Here is an 18,221-nt window from a genome sequence, read left to right on the forward strand (position 1 = left end):
GGGGCCGAGCCGGGTGAGCCGGCACTCAGGACGCGTACTGCCGGGCCTGGAGATCGAACAGCTCGCGTACAGGCCACCGCGGGTCATCAGCTGCTCGTGCGTGCCCTCGTCGAGGATGCGCCCGCGCTCCAGGACGTAGACGCGGTCGGCGTGCCGGACACCGGCAAGCCGGTGCGTGATCAACAGGACCGTCCGCCCCTCTGCGAGATCGCGGATCGAGGAGAAGAGCTGGCTTTCGGCGCGGGCGTCCAGAGCTGTCGACGGTTCGTCCCCGATCAGGATCGGGGCTTCCCGGTATACCGCCCGCGCACACGCGATCCGTTGCCACTGTCCACCGGACAGGTCGTGACCGGCGTTGTACTGGCGGGCGAGCAGGGTGTCGTAGCCGTTCGGAAGCTCGCTTATCGCCGTGTCGGCCTCGGTGGCCCGTGCGGCGGGGACGACACTGTCCGGGCCGTCCTTACCGAGGCGGCGGATGCGTCCGACCACGATGTTCAACCGTGCGGACATCGGCCATTGCGTGTACTCCTGCGAAATGATCGCGATCTGCTCCCGGATGTTGTCCGGGTCGACCTCGGCGAGATCGACATCATCCCAGGTCACCCGTCCGGAGTCCGGATCGTACAACCCGGCGAGGACCTTCGACAGCGTCGACTTGCCACTGCCGTTCTCTGCGACCAGTGCCACGACCTCGCCGCGGCCGGTCCGGATTGCCGGCACCGCCGTGCCTGAGGCGACCAGTGGCATCAGCCCGGCGTCGAGTAGCAGGACCAACGCCACATACACCGCCGCGATCACTGTTCCCGCGAGCGCGTCACCGGTAAGGCGGAACATCGCCTGCCGGCGTCCGACCCGGACCTGTTCGGCTTCCTGTTCCAGCGCGATGGCCGTGTACTCGTCGAGCAGGAAGTCCCCGAGGACGAACGAAGGCACCTCGGCGGCCGCGTCCCGGCTCGTCAGAAAGGACGCGAGCAGATGGGCGCGTCGCAGCTGGCGGATGCGGGCGAGGAGAGGCGTACCCGACCCGGGCTGAACGTATCGACGCCCATCCCTGCGGGATGATCGACACGGCTAGGAGCGGTAACAGGACCGGATGCGGCACGCCCAGCACACCGCTGTTGCCGTGTCGGTGTGTGTCGTACCGGTCACGATGTCGGCGGTTCTACCGCGCTGGTCCGGGATGTTTGACCCGCTGTCATCGCTACCGGTAGCGATTTCGCGACCGTTCACAGCGTTCAGGATGAACGGCCTTCTCGATGCCGCTGGGTGGATGTCGCCAGGAGGGCGGAGGCTTCTACGAGGCGCGACGCCCCTGATCACGCCTTTTCGCGACTACCATGACACGAACGGTGAGGGTGTTGGCGTCCACCTGGTAGAGGATCCGCCACTCCGAACCGGACGCCTCCCACATGGTGGAGCGCGACTCCGGCAGTGGATTCCCGGCCTTACGTGGATCGTTGCGCAGCGGACCGGTGAGGAAGCGGCGGATCTCGCCGGCTGTCCGGTCCGGCAGCCGTTCCAGGTCGCGCTCGGCCGACGCTGAGACGATCACCTCGTGCCGGGTGCTCATGCGGCCCCGCCGGGTGTCGGTGCGCCCGGTGGGCACGGTGGGCACGGTGGGCACGGTGGGCACGGTGGCCGTGTGCGTGTCGGGTTGTCCACGACGTGATCGTAGAAGTCTTTCCCGCCGGCTGTCGGATGTTCTGGTGGCCGCGGGTTCCCGCCCGTCGGGCGGCGTGCCGCCAGGTCACCGCTAGCCACGGGATGACCGCTGGCCACGGGATGACCGCGTCGGTGCCGCCGGTTGTAACCGGATGTGCGCTATGGAGCTGACGAGACCATCCGACGGATGCTGGCGGACACGACGGTCTGGGCGGTGGTGGGACTGTCCGAGAACACCTCCCGGGTCGCCTACTCGATCGCGGGCTATCTGCGCGCGCACGGCAAACGGGCCATCCCGGTTCATCCGTCGAAGCCCGTGGTCGCGGGCGAGCAGGGTTATGCCACGTTGAGTGACATCCCGTTCCCGGTGGATGTCGTGGACCTGTTCGTCCGGTCCGAGTTGGTCGGCCCGGTCGTGGACGAAGCCATCGGCATCCGGGCCGGGGGCATCTGGATGCAGCTCGGTGTCCGAGACGTTGATGCCGCGGCGCGTGCGCAGGCCGCCGGCCTGCCGGTCGTCATGGACACATGTCCACGGATGGAGGCGCCCCGGCTGATCGGCTGGCGCGGCTGAATCCCGGAGGTCACCGCTGCGAGGGCGCCACCGCAGGTAGCAACGGGGGCGTCGGTGAGGCGTCGCGGTCGTGTGCGATCGCCCGGAGCGCGAGCGCGGCGGCTGGGGGGAACAGCACCAGCGTCGGCAGCAGGTACCGGTAGTCGAAACACACCGTGGTCGACGGGATGACCAGCAGGGCCATGCCTGCGGTCACCAGCAGCGCGCAGTCGGCCCGGATCCGCCGGTCTTCGGCATGCCGGTCTGCGTCGCACAGGCCGACAGCCGATCCCCGGGGCTTCCGGCGGCGCGAAGGCCATGGTCGTGGTTTCTTCGGCCGACGACGGGACACCGCGGCGACACCGAGCACGGCCATGGCGCCGAGCGCCGGCCCCGGGGTGAAGCCGTAGCGCTGGTAGGCCCGTAGGAACGCGGCCGGCCCGGGGGCGACGGCACGGGCGACCCGCCCGCCGTTGAAGGTCATCAGCGGTGCGTTGTTGTGCCAGTAGGCGGGCACCGGGTCGGCGGGGAACTGCCAGGTGCCGACGTACCAGTCGCGTGGTCCGACCCATCGGCCCGGCGTGAAGTAGTGAGCGACCTCGCCGGTCACCATCCGTGTGTAGTCCACCGGCTGGTGCCGGATGACCTGGTGGGCGAAATCGGCCAGGACAGCCTCCTTCTCCCCGTCGGGAACGCTGATGGTGAACCGGGGGCTGTTGTGGTTCCACACGTAGTAGTTCGGGCCTGGGCGTTCACGCGGCGGATGGGGTGAGCACAGCTGGCGTGCCTGCGCGGTGAGGTCGAGACGCGCACAGTCGGCGATCGGCGCGACCCGGCCGTAGAGCCAGTACGTGTCGCCACCGGTCAGCGCGTAGGTGCCGTGGGCGGAGTGGAACCAGGATGCGTACCCGATCAGTGGCACGGCCAGTACCCCGGTGAATGCGACCGACCGTGACCATCCGAACCGCCGAACGAGGATGTAGACCAGCGCGAGCATCCCCAGGGCGACGCCCACCGTACGGACGAGGGATGCCAGTGCCAGGCACCCACCGGCGAACCCGCAGGCCCACAGCGACGGTCTGGGCGCCCACAGAAGGGCGACCACCCCCGCGACCACCAACGCCTCGAACAGTGTCTCCGCCATGACGAAGTGCTCGATGTCCATCTGGTAGGCGTCGAGCAGTACCGGTGCCGCCGCGAGTGCCGCCACCGGACGGGCCACCCCCCGGTGCGCCATCAGCGCGTAGACGGCGAGTCCCAGCGCGACACCTGTGGCGTGCTGGACGGCGGGGACGACCCACAACCGGCCCGTTGCGGACAACGCGCGCAGCAGCAGCGGATAGCCCGCGGGCCGGACGGGGTCGGGTACCAGGGGTCTGGCGAGCCGCAGGTAGGCGTAGGAGTCACCGGAGAACTCAAGCGCCGGCCGGTAGGCGGCCATGGCCAGCACCCGCAGGGCGCCGGCCATGGCAACCAGGACCGCGATCAGAGCGTGCCGCCGCAGCGGGCCCGGCCCGGACAGGTCCGGCAGAGAAGAGCCCGGCCCGGGCAGGTCCGGCCGCGAGACGTTCACCGGCACGCCGTCGTCGATGTCAGCCTGGAGCGGTGTCAGACCGAAGCAGCCGGCTCGGCGGTCGCCACGGCCGTGGTCGTCCGCGTATACCGGCCTGCCGGCTGGTATACGCCTGTCGGGTCGGCCGCGAGCATCCGCAGGACGAACGAGCCGAACATGGTCTGCGCGCCGACCACCATCAGTGTCATCGCCAACAGGGCCGGACGCATCTCGTTGAGCGGTCCCAACGCATTCGTGATCCAGCCGACCAGTACAACGGCGTCGATGGCGAGACCGGTGGTGAACAGTGCGGCACCGACCACGGGCCCACGCTCCAGGCTGAACCACCGGCGGAGCACCGACACGGCCCAGCGGTCACGGCTCGCCCGGACGCCTGCCCGCCCGGCCGCCAGATCGCGGACGTCGGCGAGGACGCCGAGCATGACCGCCTGCCAGCCCAGGATCGCGAGCAGGGCGAGCAGGACGCAGATACGCACGTCGAGATGGTGGAAGCCGACGCCCGGGGCACCGGGAAGCAGGACAAGCTGCCCGAGGAGTCCTAGAAGGATCATGGTGAGGCCGGGTAGGACGAAGCGGTGGCGTGGCGTGAGCCGCAGTGAGAACCGCGACCGGCGCGAGCCGCCGCGCGCCGAGTGCGAAGTGGGCGCACCGCCGCGGGAGTTGGAGGCGAGGGGAACCTCCACGGTCCGAAGCTCGGCGCGGGCTGCCGCGATGACGAGCTGTGCCGCGAGTTCCATTCCCTCACGGCGCAGATCCATCCGAAGATACGCCGCGCGCGTGAAGGCCCGCATTCCGGAATGCCCGTCCGGGGACGGCACGTCGAACACCCGGTTACGCATACCGGTGAACACCGGATTACCGCTGTGCGTACGCGGCCAGGATATGACGCGGGCCCGGCGGGAGGATCGGGGAGCCAGGACGTAGTCGGCATCGTCGGCCTGAAGCGGTGCGACAAGTCGCCCGATGTGGCGGAAGTCATCGGAGACGGTCAGGTCCGCCATCACCAGGAATTTCCCGCGGGCGACGGCGAAGCCGGTCAGGCAGGCGTGACCGAAACCACGTCGCGGCTCCCGTATCACCCGCGCGCCCGCCTTCTCGGCCACCTCCGCCGTGGTGTCGGTCGAACCGTTGTCGACGACCACCACCTCCGCGGTCAGTCCTGTGCAGGCCAACCCCGCCAGTGCCTTCGCGACGCGGATCCCGATGGATGCCTCCTCGTTCAGGCACGGCATGACAATGGATATCTCTGTTCCATGTTTGCCAAAAGATCTATCTGAATAATCTGAATATGCTGCTCTGGTGGGCTTGCGTCGACCGCCCGTCAGGTCGTGCAGGGGTAGGTCCATCGGGATGGTCGAAGTGATCGCCGCGTCACCGCGGGTCGACGTCGTGCTGCAGTCGTTCAACGTCGTGCTCTCCTGGGTAACCGTGGTGGAAGCACCGGGATGCACCGTCGCCTCACCCCTAGCAACGTGGCTGGGTGCACATCTGTAAAGGGTCCCAGGAAAACGTACCGAAGGTGTTTTCCGACCATCAGTCGGCATCGTCATATCCGGTATCTGTCACCAGACGGTTCCAAAGAGGTGGCAGGCCGAACCGGTGACTGTCGCAGCCATGATGCGACCGGTTACGAAGAGCGCCGGGCTGCGACCTTCACCTCGTTCGGCCCCTTCCCGGGTCCAGTACCACGCACACCGCCGATCAGGCCAGGTCGATGTGACGTCCGTTACCCGGGGGCGTAATCTTCTGTGACTGTGCGAGGAGTAACAGTTTCTGGAGATCCATCGACAAGGACGTCGGCGAGTCCACCAGTACCCACCGAGTCCCGCCTACCAGCCCCGGCGTGTTGCCGGCATCAGCCGACCTGCCCGTCCGCCGCCGGTCCCGACCGGGACGCCGCGCGGGTGACGATTCGGCACTGCGATCAGGGCTGGAGTCTGTTGTGTAACGGGGTGATTCTTTTTGACGACACCGGAGAGATTCTGCCAACAGGGGGCATCGTCGAACCACGGCGGGTACTCCCAAGGATCATGAGCACGACCACCGCGCCGGTCACCATTCGGCAGCCGATGGCCCTACCGGCGCCACGCATCCGAACTGCCTGACGCGAACCGTCGTCCTCGGACCGCCGTCACCGGTCGGCGGCGGGCCGTCGACGGCGCTCGTCCGATCGTCTCGGTGGTGTCCGCTGTCGACCGGGCTGTCTTCACCCGGATCACCAGCGTGCGGCCGTTGCTCGACCCGGTTCTGCCCAAACTGTCGCGAGCCGCCGACCACAGCCTGCTGTGGTGGATGATCGCGGGCGCCCTGGGCGTGAGGAGGGGACGGCACCGCCGAGCGGCACTGCGGGGCGTCATCGCCCTCGGCCTGGCGAGTGCGACCGCCAACGGACCGGCCAAGGTGGCGTTCCGCAGGCGTCGCCCCAGCCTGCACGGCGTGCCGTTGGTCCGCCGGCTCCGCAGGGAACTCGTCACCTTCTCGTTTCCCTCCGGGCACTCGGCATCGGCAGCCGCGTTCGCGATCGCGGTGGCTGTCGACGCACCCGGTGCCGCGGTTCCGGTCGGGATTCTCGCGGGCGCGGTCGCCTTCTCCCGGGTCTACGTCGGCGTCCACTACCCGAGTGACGTCGTCGCCGGCGTCGCCATCGGAGCGTCGGCCGCCGCGCTGACCACCAGGGTGCTGCCGCGGCTCAGCTCACGTCTACCACGGCCGCCGCGCTGACCACCAGGGTGCTGCCGCGGCTCAGCTCACGTCTACCACGACCGCCGCACGTCCGATGACCGACCGGTCTGCCGATCGTTGTTGTGCCGGTCCTGGAGCGGGACGAGGGTATGCAGTGGCGCGGTCAGGCTGGCCACGATGTCGGGGTTGAGGATGTCCTGGACGAGCAGGGCACATGCGAGATCCGCGCAGAGTTCCATGACCCGCTGGTCGGAGCCGGCGTCCTCCAGGTTGATCATTTTGTGGCAGGACGGGCACAGGCGCCAGAAGCCCTCGGCGGCGCTGCGCCGGACCAACGTCCACACCCGGCGGCGTCCGGTGCGGACGGCACTGTCGAACGCGACCTCCATCGCGTCCCGGTGCGCAAGCTCGTCGCGGGTGAGCACGGTGACCAGCAGCCCGTCGTAGACCCGGAGGCTGTCCGGGTCGTGGCAGCGCCGTGCCAGGACCGGCAGCGCGGCGAGGACGCGTTTGACCTCGGACCCGAACGGACCCAGATCCGGCTCGTGGCCCCGGCCGCGGGGGTAGACGGTACGCCACGGCCGGATCAACGCGGTGTACTCCGACCGGGCAAGGATCGGTCTGGCGTACGCGGCCGCAATCGCGTCCCGGACCGCCTTGAGCGCGGTCGCGGTGACACCCGGATCGACCGTCACGTAGTTGTCGATGCCCGCGAGGTCGTCGGCGTAGATGGCCGAGAGCGCGTCGAACGCGGCGAGAACCTCGACGACGAGGGGCGCGTCCGGCGAGAGCGCCTTGTCGCGCGCAACGGCAAGCTGTGGCGTGTTGCGCCAGGCCGAGGCCAGCTCGCCGAGTTCGGTGTCACTCGTGTGCACCAGCTGCGCCAGGATGGCGAGGATACCCCGCAGGTTCGGGTGGTCCTCCAGCCGGTCAATCCGACGAGAGCGCAGAATCATGTCAGTTTCCCGTTCCCGTTCCCGGGCTGGGAGCGGGCCATGTCACGGCCTCGCATCCTGGTGATGGCGTTGAGTGATGTTTGTCTTCCTGGTAACCGATGGCATCTGTCGCCCGTGGCTGTCGGCAGCCGTCACATCGCCTCCTCGCGAGGCTCTCACGTCGTGCCTGGGGCTGGTGGCCTGCCGCAGGCCTCGGGGGTCGGTAGGGCCAAAGGGGTACCGGCCTTCGTTGCGTCCGACTCGGATCTTAGCGGTTGGGACCGTCCCGGCATCGAAGCCGGGACGACCACGTTGGACCATGGTCTGGTGGCATGTAGGTCGGGCACGCCCAACGGTAACCGACATGCCGACACTAGCCGCACCGATGGTAGCGGCACAATGCAGGTGACCAACGGGAATGAGGCGAGAACGACTGTGACCGATATCTCGACGTCGCGGGGAACGGTGGCCGCCGTCCGGCGCGCGGACAGCCGGGCCGTGACGCGGAATGCCTGGCTGGACTCGCGCCACTCGTTCGCGTTCGGTCGACACTACGATCCCGCCAACACCCACTTCGGTCTGCTTCTGGTCAGCAACGACGACCACGTCGCGCCCGGTGGCGGCTTCGGCACCCATCCCCATCGGGACATGGAGATCGTGACCTGGGTCCTTGCGGGTGAGCTTCTGCACACGGACTCCACGGGAACCCGCGGTGTGCTCCGCCCAGGGCTCGCCCAGCGGATGAGCGCAGGTACCGGGATTCTGCACGCGGAGATGAACGCGGCCCCGTGCCCGTCCGGTGCGGACGCGGAGCGTTCCGGCGACGACGGGTGCGTCCCGGGAGATCCTGGCACGGTTCACTTCGTCCAGATGTGGGTGGTCCCCGACACCGCGGGGATCACGCCCGGCTACGCCCAGATGGACGTGACCGACGCGCTTGCCGGTGGCGGTCTGGTGGCGGTCGCCGGCGGCCCGGGTTCGGGGGCTGCGATCGACATCCGACAGAAGAACGCGGTGCTGTGGGCGGCTCGCCTCCCCGAGGCCGGATCGGTGTCGTTGCCGTCCGCGCCCTGGGTGCACCTGTTCGTCGCGCGCGGAGCCGTCACGCTGGAGGGTTCCGACGAACTCGCCACCGGTGACGCAGCCCGGATCAGGGGATGCGACGGGCTGGCGGTCGGCGCCGTGGGCGGGCCGGCGGAGATCCTTGTCTGGGACATGCACGCCGCTCTGGGGCGATAGTGCCGGGGGCGGCCTACTCGTCGCCACCCGGCACCATCCACGGCGCGATCATGGTTTTTCCTGCGCCGCCGGAGGCCTGGGCTTGGCTACTCGGCCTGTCCGTCACGCAGTTCGTAGCGGCGGATCGCATCCTCGACCACGGCTGCCTTGAGCGCGCCGTGGCGCGACAGTGCCTCCAGGGCCGCCACCGTGATCGACTGGGCGTCGACATGGAAGTGGCGACGCAGCGCTGCCCGTGTGTCGGAGCGGCCGTACCCGTCGGTGCCCAGCGAGGAGTAGTCCTGGGGAACCCAACGCGAGATCTGGTCCGGTACCGCCCGCATCCAGTCGCTGACGGCGATCACCGGTCCCTGCGCTCCCTGCAGGATGCGAGCCACGTACGGGAGGCGTTCATCGGAGTCGGGGTTGAGCAGGTTGTGCTCCTCGCAGTCGAGGGCCTCACGGCGCAGCTCGTTCCAGGAGGTCACCGACCACACGTCCGCTTCCACGCCGAAGTCGGTCGCAAGAAGCTCCTGGGCCTCGAGCGCCCATCTCATCCCGGTTCCGCTCGCAAGGAGCTGCACATGGCGGGGTTCGGCGTCCGGCGCGACTCCGATCGCCGGGGACTGTGAGGACACGCCGGCTTCGGAAAACGGGCGGAAACGGTACATGCCGGCGAGGATCTGCGCCGGGTCGATCCCGGCCGGTTCGGCCGGCTGCGGGAACGGCTCGTTGTAGACGGTCAGGTAGTAGAAGACGTTCTCGTCACGTTCCCCGTACATACGGTCGAGGCCGTCGCGGACGATGTGGGAGACCTCGAAGGCGAACGCGGGGTCGTAGGCCACGCAGGCCGGGTTCGTCGACGCGAGCAGCAACGAGTGGCCGTCCTGGTGCTGGAGCCCCTCACCGTTGAGGGTCGTGCGGCCGGCGGTGGCGCCGAGCAGGAAGCCCCGGCCGAGCTGGTCGCCGAACGCCCACATCTGGTCGCCGGTCCGCTGGAAGCCGAACATCGAGTAGAAGACGTATACCGGGATCATGTGCACGCCGTGGGTGGCATAGGACGTGCCCGCGGCGATGACCGAGCCCATGGAACCGGCCTCGTTGATGCCCTCGTGCAGCATCTGGCCGGATTCCGATTCCTGGTAGGAAAGCAGGAGCTCGCGGTCGACCGCTTCGTAACGCTGCCCGTGCGGCGAGTATATCTTAGCGGTCGGGAACATGGCGTCCATGCCGAAGGTGCGAGCCTCGTCCGGGATTACCGGAACGAAACGGGCACCGATTTCCTTCGTCTTCATCAGGTCCTTGAGAAGTCGGACGAAGGCCATGGTGGTCGCCACCGGTTGTTTACCCGAACCTCGCCGCAGATCGTCGAAGATCGACTTTGGTGGCTGGTTGAGGGGACGGGCCAGAACGACCCGCCTGGGCAGCGAACCGTCCAGCGCGGCACGCCGTTCCCGCATGTACTGGATTTCCTCCGAATCCGGACCGGGATGGAAGTAGGGCGGCAGGTCCGCCTCCAGCTCGGAATCGGGAATCTCCAGATAAAGGCGGTCCCGGAATTCCTTCAGCTCACGCTTGCTGAGCTTCTTCATCTGATGGGTCGCGTTACGGGCCTCGAAGTCCTTGCCCAGCGTCCAGCCCTTGATGGTGTGCGCGAGGATGACGGTAGGTTGGCCGGCGTGTTCGGTTGCCGCTTTGTAGGCCGCGTACAGTTTCCGGTAGTCGTGACCGCCGCGGGAAAGTTTGCGCAGGTCGTCGTCCGAAAGATCCTTCACCATTCGCCGCAGCCGCGCGTCCGCGCCGAAGAAGTGCTCGCGAATGTACGACCCGGACGACGTCGTGTAGGTCTGGAACTGGCCGTCCGGCGTCGTGTTCATCCGGTGGACGAGCACACCGTCGGTGTCGCGGGCGAGCAGCGGGTCCCAGTCGCGTCCCCAGACCACCTTGATGACGTTCCAGCCGGCGCCCCGGAACAGGGATTCGAGTTCCTGCATGATCTTACCGTTGCCGCGGACGGGTCCGTCGAGGCGCTGCAGGTTGCAGTTCACGACGAAGATCAGGTTGTCGAGTTCCTCCCGGGCCGCAATGCCGAGCGCGCCGATCGACTCGGGCTCGTCCATCTCGCCGTCGCCGAGGAAGGCCCATACCCGGCTGCGGGACGTGTCTTTGATCCGCCGATTCAACAGGTAGCGGTTGAAGCGGGCCTGATAGATGGCGTGGATAGGCCCGAGCCCCATCGAGACCGTCGGAAACTCCCAGAAATCGGGCATGAGGCGTGGGTGCGGGTACGACGAGAGCCCGCCCGCCTCGCCCTCCCGGCGGAACGCGTCGAGTTGCCTTGCGGTCAGGCGGCCCTCAAGAAATGCTCTGGCGTAGATTCCCGGAGAGGCATGGCCCTGGACGAAGACCTGATCGCCCGAGTCGCCGCCGGGACCGGCGGTCAGATTGTCCTTGCCGCGGAAGAAATGGTTGAATCCGACCTCATAGAGGGCCGCACTCGAGGCGTATGTAGCGATGTGGCCGCCGACACCGTATTCAGGCCGGTTCGCCCGGCTTACCATTATTGCCGCGTTCCAGCGGATGTAGGCACGGATGCGCCGCTCGATGTGCTCGTCGCCGGGGAACCACGGTTCCTGCTCCGGCGGGATGGTATTGATGTGGTCGGTGCTGGTGAGTCCGGGCACGCCGACGGCCTTCTCCCGCGCCCGTTCCAGCAGCTTCAGCATGAGGAATCTTGCCCGGCCGCGGCCCTGTTCGTCGATCACCGCGTCCAGAGACTCCAGCCATTCGCTGGTTTCGGACGGATCGATGTCCGGCAACTGGCTGGGAAGGCCGTCGGTAATGACCGAAAACCTCCTGGTGCTAGCGTTTGCCACGCGTTCTCCCTCAGTTGCCTGGTCGTTGTTCTCATGCTTCGGCGCGAGCGACTCCCCTTCCATCGTCCTCTGCCGCAGGGGTCTCGTCACGCCCCTCCCTTGTTACCTACGGGTAGGGACGCGCCGGTGGCGGCCGGAGCGGAAGCCGATACCGGCCGGGTGGTTGCCGGGCGACGCTGCGGGAGCGGCTCGTTTGTGAACCTGGTCGCGGATGGCGGACCTGGTCGGGGACAATGGCGGTTGGTGGAAGGCGGTTCATGGAGACGGCAACGGTGTCGGTGCGCACCGGCGGAGTGGAAAGTGTCCGTGATCTCACTGGTGAGGCGCGGCGATTTGTGGCGGGACGCGGGGACGGGCTTCTGTCCGTGTTCGTCCCGCACGCGACGGCGGGTGTCGCTCTGCTCGAGCTTGGTTCGGGCAGTGACGAGGATCTGCTCGCCACGCTCGCCGAGCTGCTGCCCGTCGACCGTCGCTGGCGTCACTCCCACGGGTCATGGGGGCACGGACGGTCGCATGTCCTACCGGCTTTGATCGTTCCATCTCTGACGGTGCCGGTCGGTGATGGCCGACTGTTGCTCGGGACCTGGCAGTCGATCGCGTTGGTGGATCTCAACGTGGACAATCCCGAACGCACGGTCCGGCTGTCGTTCCTGTCCGGATGAGCTGCCACGAACGGCACCGTTGTCCACAACTACCGGCGTGGCACTTGCGCTGCCCCGGGGTGCTCCGGTGGACTAGGTCCACGGCGATGTGGGCAGTAGGTGGATCGAAAGACCACCGTGCCGTCCGGCCGGTGCGCGCGGGCAGTGTGTCCGCGGGTAGCTGACACGAGCAGGAGGTTGTTGAGGGTGAGTCCGACCGCGGCGAACGCCGAGGGTCAGCGGCGTGCGGATCGTCTGGGTATTACGCCCGGGGTACTCGTTCAGTCGCTCAACGAAGATAACGACATCGCCCATGATCTTCTTGACGCCGTCATCTCCGTCAGCGGAACGGAACTCGTCCCGGAGGACTCCGATGATGTTGTCGATGTCGTACTGCTGTGGTGGCGGGACGATGACGGCGACCTCGTGGAGGCACTCATCGACGCGCGCCGTCAGCTGTCCGAGGCCGGCGTGATCTGGCTTCTGACACCCAAGGCAGGCAGGGACGGGCATGTCGAGCCGAGCGACGTCCTGGAGGCCGTGCCGGTAGTCGGCCTGGTGCAGACGAGCACGGTGAGCGTTGCTGCGGAATGGGCCGGAATGCGGCTGGCCGCACCCAAGTCCCAACGGGTCCGGCACAGATAGAGGTTGGTGGGTCCGTGCGGTCGCCGTGAGTCGCCCACCCGGCTGGCGTCCATCCCCCGGTCGCCAGCCGGGTTCGGCTGCGACCGGGGAACGTGGGTCGGCCCGGACGTGGGTCGGCCCGGACGTGGGTTGAGCCGCGTCCGGTCAGGCGAACAGCGGGACCTGCTGTCCTTCGACCGCGCCGGGGTAACGGTCCCAGATCTTGTTGATCTCGAACTGGAGATACAGCGCGCCTCCGCCGACGAGCCAGATGACGAAGGCGATTCCGGTGTTGAGTTCGGGTAGACCGGCCGCTCGTTGCGCCTGACGCGCCCGATCGCACAGTCGCCATACGGCTACGAACGGTGGCACGATCAGGATGGCGCCGAACGTCACCGCAAGGACCGACAGGATCGGGTTGACGATGATCCGTCGGTCGTATTCGGCGAGTTCCCTGTTGGTCTTGTAGATCCAGACGATGCCGTAGATACCAAAAGTGATCAATGGCAGTCCGATCCAGGACGCGAACGGGTTGCGGCGCCTGCCGCGTACACCCGCGCCCACCGGCTGGGGGTAGCCGGCGAGAACCGGCGTGCCCGGAGTCGGATAGCCGCCCGGTTGGTTGTAGTCCGGTTGGTTGTAGTCCGGTTGGCCGTACTGGCCCGCATCCCCTGGTCCGTATGGCTGCTGCCCCTGTCCGGGCTGCCCGTACCGACCGAAGTTCTGGTCGCTCACCGCGATCCCCTGTTCCGTGTACCGCCGGCCGGCTGCTCCGGCCCCGGCTGATCAGAGTAGTTGCCCCGGTATCGGCCATGGTCCTCGCGAGGTTCCCCTGACAGCGCGAAGCGGCTTGTGGGCTCCCTGGCCGGTCACAAAATGGACGGACAGGGCTCTGGCTGGGTCCGGTCGCCTCCAGCCGGATGTCTGGCGAGATGGGTAAAACCGAGGTAGCGGAGTTTTACCCGGGTCGGGAGCAACAGGGCAAATGCTGCCGGCGATCACATCCCGCCATCGATCGCCGTGCCATTGCCGGGGTGCCCGCCCACGCCCCTCGCGATGCCGGTGCCGATCAGATGGCATGCTGGGGACGGGTGCCAGTAGCCCATTCCTGACACGACACCGTTCGCCGCGGAGAGGATGGACCAGTGGCTGTTGATGTGGGCGCCGTAGCCCCCGACTTCACACTGCATGATCAGAACAACGAGGAGGTCACGCTCGCGGAGTTCCGGGGGCGCCGTAACGTGGTGCTCCTGTTCTACCCGCTCACCTTCACCGGCATCTGCCAGGGTGAGCTCTGCGCGGTTCGTGATGATCTATCGTCGTTCCAGAACGAGGACGTCCAGGTACTCGCGGTCTCCGTCGACTCGCCTTACGCCCACAAGGTGTGGGCCGATCGTGAGGGCTATGACTTCCCGTTGCTCGCCGACTTCTGGCCGCACGGTGAGGTGGCTCGCAGCTACGGCGTCTTCGAGGAGGCCAAGGGCTTCGCCGTACGTGCGACCTTCATCATCAACAAGGATGGTGTGGTCCATTGGAAGGTCGTCAACGGGCCCGGTGAAGCGCGTGACCATGCCGAGTACCTGAAGGCCCTCGCGGTGTTGTAGTCTGCTGCGGACATTCCGCCGTCTCATCGGGTAGCCGTAAGATGCCGTGTTTTCGTTGTGACAGTAGACAGACCGATCCTGCGCGGGGAGTCAGCCCTTGGAAGCGGGCGGTTGTTGCGGGTGAACAGGTTCTGTTCTGCCCGCCGTGTCAGCAGGCAGCCGGGTGGTCGCAGGCTCTTGACCGATGCGGCGGTTGCGGCTCCACGGATCTGGTCAAGGCGCTCGGTGCGGTCTCGTGCCGGGACTGTGGCCGGGAGATCCCGCCGGACTCGTCCAGCGTCGATCTCCCGAGCCTGGGGCTGTCGCGGGGCATTACCCGGCGACAGCCCACAGCCGCGCCCCCCGGTCTCAGCGCCGAGGTCGAGGCGGCCCTCGCCCGAGTACTGGGCCGTAACCTGACATGACTGCGGTCCGACTACGCACAGTCGGATGTGAGCTGTGACACCGGACGGTTCGGGTGCCGGTACCGTGCCCGTCCCCACGGTGGCCCGATGTTGCGTACGCTTACTCCGATGTTGCGTACGCTTACCCGATCCCGATCCCGGGCGCGTAGCTCAGCGGGAGAGCGCTCGCCTTACAAGCGAGTGGTCGCAGGTTCGATCCCTGCCGCGCCCACCGGCGGACCCGCCGTTCCGATCACTGTGGAACGGCGGGTCCGCGGGAGTCGCTGCCGCGTCCCGGCTGGCGGTCCCTGGGACGGGACACCCTGCTATGGGATGCCCTGACACCCATCGGATGCATGTTTCGTCGCCGGTTCAGAAAAGGTGCAAGGTTGATGTCCGCGTCCCCAGCCACGGTGTCCCCGGTAAAAGTGTCGCTGACGGGAATCAAGCCGACCGGCGAACCGCATCTCGGTAATTACGTCGGTGCGGTCAAGCCTGCTTTGCAGCTCGTCCGGGAACATGAGGCGTTGTATTTCATCGCTGATTACCACGCGCTGACGACCGTCCGCGACCCGGACCTGCTGAGGCACTACACACGGTCGGTGGCCGCGACCTGGATCGCGGCCGGTCTCGACCCAGACCGCGTGGTTGTCTACCGGCAGTCGGACGTTCCGGAGATCTTCGAGCTGAACTGGGTCATGGCCTGCATGGCAGGCAAGGGCCTGATGAACCGGGCACATGCCTACAAGGCCGCGCGGGACCGCAACCAGGAGGCGGGAAGGGTCGACGCGGACGCGGGGATCAACATGGGGTTGTACAACTATCCCGTGCTGATGGCCGTGGATATCCTGATCATGGAAGCGGACGTCGTGCCGGTCGGGCGCGATCAGACCCAGCACGTGGAAATCGCGGCCGATATCGCGGGTTCGTTCAACCACGTCTATGGCGAGACCTACAGATTCAAGATCCCGCAGGCGGTCGTCCCGGCCGGAGAAACAGGACACACGCTACCCGGCCTGGACGGTCGGAAGATGAGCAAGTCCTACGACAACACGATTCCGCTGTTCTGCGGGGAGGCTCAGCTCAAGAAGCTGGTGCGGCGAATACCAACTGATTCCACCCCGGTGGCGGAGCCCAAGGACCCGGACGCCTCCCACGTGTTCCAGATCCTCGAGCAGTTCGCCGCGCCGGAGGTCGTGGCCGACACGCGCCTGCGGCTGCAGGCCGGTGGCATGGGCTGGGGTGAGCTGAAGAACCAGCTTTTCGAGGTGCTCAACGCCCAGTTGAGTCCGATGCGTGAACGGTATGACGCCCTGCTGGAGCCGGACAGTCCGTTGGACGGGATGCTCGCGGCGGGAGCCGAGAAGGCCCGCAAGCGGGCGATCCCGGTTCTCGCGCAGGTCCGCAGGGCGATCGGCGTGGCCTGACCTGGCGTGGCCTGGCGTGGCCTGGCCACGCAGGTGGCCGTAGATGATGGCCCACCGCGTATGGGCCTCCAGTTCGGTGCCGGACGTGAACCAGCGCCCTACCGCTGGTTCACGTCCGGCACCGACCCCGACCTCGCCCGTGGACCGCCCGGACGCACCGAGGGAGCAGGTGGGCCGAGGGAGCCGGTGGGCAGGGCCGCGGTGGCGACGATCCGCGTGATCCGGTGGCGGGGCAGGTCCATCAGAGTGGTGGCCAGCAGGTCGTCCTCGCCCACGGCGGCCTCGACCATCGCACGGGCGTCCTTCTTCGTCAGCGGACCTGCGGCGTGGTCCGTGGCGAGCCGGATCAGGCCTTCCCGCCAGACGTTGCCGATCTTGCCGTGTGGTCGGTCGAGTAGCCATCGGGCCATTGCGGTGCCCTCGTCCAGGCCGGCGACATCGACCGGTGTGGCCTCGACCAGGGCAAGCCGCTCCCGCGGCAGCCGCCGGCGGCGCAGCCGCCATTTCGGCGCGACAAGACTGCTCAGCGCCGCGAACGAGTCTGCGCTCACCAGATCGGCATGATCCGCCGGGACGAGGATGGCGATCCGGTCGGCGTTGACCGCGAGCAGGGTCCGGGCCAGCCACGGCCCCGGATCGGCGCTCAGGTCCGCGGCGACCTGCACCCGGCCACGCCCGCAGACCGAACGCGGCAGCCCACCTCGCAGGACGGTCACGAGGCGGACATGGGTCGGCCCGGCGGGTGAGAAATCCGGGGTTCCGTCACCGACGAACACCAGGCGCCCACCGTCCAGGTCGGTGGCTGCCGCGGCCAGCAGCTCCTGCGCAGCCTCGGGGGACGGGCCGGTGGCGGCGCTTTCCACCGCCTGCCTGCCGCGGGTGTAGATCGTGGCGCGGCCCTCCTGCCCGGACGCCATGGCCGACAGCTGACGCCAGGTGGCCGCGGTCGGCCGGCATACGTATAGGTCGCTGGCGGCACCGACCGCCTCGGCGCCGTCGTACCCGTTGAAGTCCGCCATGATTGCCTCGATGGTGAGGTGCAGATCACCGACGGCGCGCTGGACCTTCCAGCCGAGCGCCGGATGCAGGTCGCTGTGCCCGTAGGCGAGCAGCAGGCGTCCGCGTTCGGTGTCCCGCAGGCCGGCCAGACCTCGGCGCAGGAACAGCGACACGCCCTCCGGGGTGTAGGGCGGATCGGTGAAGACCAGGTCGGCGCGTTCCTCGGTGGCGGCGGGCAGCCCGAAGCGGAGGTCGGCGAACAGGCAGCGGACGGCGAGGCCCCGGCGGCGGGCCTGGGTGTCGATGAACTCCAGCAGCCGTTCGTCCAGGTCGACAACGGTTGCGGCAAGTCCCGGGACGAGCAGGCAGGCCGCGAGCGAGGTCAGGTCGTGGTCGCCCACGCAGAGCAGGTGCGAGCCGGTGAGGTCGTAGGTGGAGTCCATCCACAGTGCGCGCCGGGCCGCGGTCTCGCCGGTCGCGGGGACGTGGTCGAGGTCCGCCCGCGACGGCGGGGCCGCGGCCATGAGACCGGTCATCGTATCGACCAGTTCGGGGTGCGCGGCGAGGCGTCCGGTGAGCGGATCGGCCAGCTGGGTGCGCCGGAGCTGGTCATAACCGATCCGTGCGCGGTACGCGTCCACGAGGGGTGCCGGGATCGTCACCGTGTCCGCGGGTGCGGCCGGATCCCGGGCCAGGTCGCCGTCGAGGCAGCCGAGCACCTCCTCGACGGTTCGTCGGGCCACCCCCGAGGCGCGGACGAGGTTGCCGACGGTCCACGGCCCTTCGGTCAGCAGCGCGACGACCCGGCGCAGCGGTCGGGCCTGGGCTCCGTAGTCCACGACAAGTCGGTCGAGCCGGTCGGGGGCGGGTTCGGCTTCCGGCTGCGGATTCTCCGACCGTGTTGCCGGAGCCGAGTCGCTGCGGCTGGAGGCGTCATCGACTGTCACCGATCCACCTTCCCAGGTGCGCACGGGTGCCGGCAGGGGGCCGTGCCGGCGGGGGCCGCGCCGGCGGGGGCCGCGCCGGCCGCACAGCACCCGGTGC

16 protein-coding genes and 1 tRNA gene are annotated in these 18,221 nt (G+C 68.1%); 9 read left to right on the plus strand and 8 right to left on the minus strand.

The annotated features are described in order from the left end of the window. Both NBW77_RS19145 and NBW77_RS19150 read right to left on the minus strand, forming a co-directional pair. A partial coding sequence (locus NBW77_RS19145; protein WP_250280106.1) for an ATP-binding cassette domain-containing protein occupies positions 1–933 on the minus strand: 933 nt, incomplete at its 3' end. Between the two features lie 361 nt (positions 934–1,294). Further along, positions 1,295–1,633 carry a type II toxin-antitoxin system RelE family toxin gene (locus NBW77_RS19150; protein ID WP_349817048.1) on the minus strand — a complete coding sequence of 113 codons (339 nt, stop codon included), beginning with the start codon at positions 1,631–1,633 and terminating at the stop codon, positions 1,295–1,297. A gap of 183 nt (positions 1,634–1,816) precedes the next feature. Between NBW77_RS19150 and NBW77_RS19155 the strand changes: the two genes are divergently transcribed. Then, complete coding sequence (locus NBW77_RS19155; RefSeq protein WP_242605872.1) at positions 1,817–2,236, plus strand: CoA-binding protein; 420 nt, start codon at positions 1,817–1,819, stop codon at positions 2,234–2,236. Between the two features lie 10 nt (positions 2,237–2,246). Here NBW77_RS19155 and NBW77_RS19160 read toward each other — a convergent pair whose 3' ends face one another. Both NBW77_RS19160 and NBW77_RS19165 read right to left on the minus strand, forming a co-directional pair. Beyond that, positions 2,247–3,788, minus strand: a complete 1,542-nt coding sequence (locus NBW77_RS19160) for a hypothetical protein (RefSeq protein ID WP_250280107.1) — start codon at positions 3,786–3,788, stop codon at positions 2,247–2,249. 35 nt (positions 3,789–3,823) lie between these two features. Next, entirely contained in the window at positions 3,824–5,020 is a 1,197-nt protein-coding gene (locus tag NBW77_RS19165) for a glycosyltransferase family 2 protein (protein ID WP_165486128.1), read from the minus strand. Between the two features lie 522 nt (positions 5,021–5,542). Between NBW77_RS19165 and NBW77_RS22150 the strand changes: the two genes are divergently transcribed. Together NBW77_RS22150 and NBW77_RS19175 are read left to right on the plus strand one after the other, a co-directional pair. After that, on the plus strand, positions 5,543–5,893 hold the full coding sequence (locus NBW77_RS22150; protein ID WP_284346958.1) for a DUF5999 family protein: 351 nt from the start codon (positions 5,543–5,545) through the stop codon (positions 5,891–5,893). A 73-nt stretch (positions 5,894–5,966) separates the two neighbouring features. Next, positions 5,967–6,509: a phosphatase PAP2 family protein gene (locus NBW77_RS19175; RefSeq protein WP_349817049.1), complete on the plus strand. Its 543-nt coding sequence runs from the start codon at positions 5,967–5,969 to the stop codon at positions 6,507–6,509. Positions 6,510–6,541: 32 nt separating this feature from the next. On the opposite strand, the gene NBW77_RS19180 is transcribed toward NBW77_RS19175, so the two are convergent. Continuing rightward, positions 6,542–7,426 carry a hypothetical protein gene (locus NBW77_RS19180; RefSeq protein WP_131747085.1) on the minus strand — a complete coding sequence of 295 codons (885 nt, stop codon included), beginning with the start codon at positions 7,424–7,426 and terminating at the stop codon, positions 6,542–6,544. A 414-nt stretch (positions 7,427–7,840) separates the two neighbouring features. Between NBW77_RS19180 and NBW77_RS19185 the strand changes: the two genes are divergently transcribed. Beyond that, entirely contained in the window at positions 7,841–8,644 is an 804-nt protein-coding gene (locus tag NBW77_RS19185; protein ID WP_242605870.1) for a pirin family protein, read from the plus strand. An 86-nt stretch (positions 8,645–8,730) separates the two neighbouring features. On the opposite strand, the gene aceE is transcribed toward NBW77_RS19185, so the two are convergent. Next, the gene (aceE, locus tag NBW77_RS19190) at positions 8,731–11,499 is read right to left on the minus strand and encodes a pyruvate dehydrogenase (acetyl-transferring), homodimeric type (RefSeq protein WP_131747083.1); all 2,769 of its coding nucleotides are present in this window, start codon (positions 11,497–11,499) and stop codon (positions 8,731–8,733) included. 257 nt (positions 11,500–11,756) lie between these two features. Here aceE and NBW77_RS19195 point away from each other — a divergent pair, with 257 nt between their 5' ends. Beyond that, complete coding sequence (locus NBW77_RS19195) at positions 11,757–12,161, plus strand: YjbQ family protein (RefSeq protein WP_131747082.1); 405 nt, start codon at positions 11,757–11,759, stop codon at positions 12,159–12,161. 186 nt (positions 12,162–12,347) lie between these two features. Next, positions 12,348–12,785, plus strand: a complete 438-nt coding sequence (locus NBW77_RS19200) for a DUF3052 domain-containing protein (RefSeq protein WP_131747081.1) — start codon at positions 12,348–12,350, stop codon at positions 12,783–12,785. Positions 12,786–12,929: 144 nt separating this feature from the next. Here NBW77_RS19200 and NBW77_RS19205 read toward each other — a convergent pair whose 3' ends face one another. Further along, positions 12,930–13,499 (minus strand): DUF4234 domain-containing protein, encoded by a 570-nt coding sequence (locus tag NBW77_RS19205; protein WP_242605869.1) that lies wholly within the window; start codon positions 13,497–13,499, stop codon positions 12,930–12,932. A 410-nt stretch (positions 13,500–13,909) separates the two neighbouring features. Between NBW77_RS19205 and NBW77_RS19210 the strand changes: the two genes are divergently transcribed. The 3 genes from NBW77_RS19210 (at position 13,910) to NBW77_RS19220 (ending at position 16,178) form a co-directional block, all read left to right on the plus strand. After that, positions 13,910–14,368: a peroxiredoxin gene (locus tag NBW77_RS19210; RefSeq protein WP_131747079.1), complete on the plus strand. Its 459-nt coding sequence runs from the start codon at positions 13,910–13,912 to the stop codon at positions 14,366–14,368. A 543-nt stretch (positions 14,369–14,911) separates the two neighbouring features. After that, a tRNA-Val gene (locus NBW77_RS19215) sits at positions 14,912–14,983 on the plus strand. Between the two features lie 160 nt (positions 14,984–15,143). Beyond that, positions 15,144–16,178, plus strand: a complete 1,035-nt coding sequence (locus NBW77_RS19220) for a tryptophan--tRNA ligase (protein WP_131747078.1) — start codon at positions 15,144–15,146, stop codon at positions 16,176–16,178. Positions 16,179–16,276: 98 nt separating this feature from the next. On the opposite strand, the gene NBW77_RS19225 is transcribed toward NBW77_RS19220, so the two are convergent. Then, on the minus strand, positions 16,277–18,221 hold a 1,945-nt coding region (locus NBW77_RS19225; RefSeq protein WP_250280108.1), incomplete at its 5' end, for a bis-aminopropyl spermidine synthase family protein.

Source organism: Frankia sp. Cppng1_Ct_nod (assembly GCF_920656135.1).
Lineage (GTDB): Bacteria > Actinomycetota > Actinomycetes > Frankiales > Frankiaceae > Protofrankia > Protofrankia meridionalis.

Bases quoted from the DNA above. Each gene is read 5' to 3' on its own strand.
- NBW77_RS19180 (WP_131747085.1), bottom strand. From the start codon at position 7,426: ATGATTCTGCGCTCTCGTCGGATTGACCGGCTGGAGGACCACCCGAAC.
- NBW77_RS19195 (WP_131747082.1), top strand. From the start codon at position 11,757: ATGGAGACGGCAACGGTGTCGGTGCGCACCGGCGGAGTGGAAAGTGTC.
- NBW77_RS19165 (WP_165486128.1), bottom strand. From the start codon at position 5,020: ATGCCGTGCCTGAACGAGGAGGCATCCATCGGGATCCGCGTCGCGAAG.
- NBW77_RS19220 (WP_131747078.1), top strand. From the start codon at position 15,144: ATGTCCGCGTCCCCAGCCACGGTGTCCCCGGTAAAAGTGTCGCTGACG.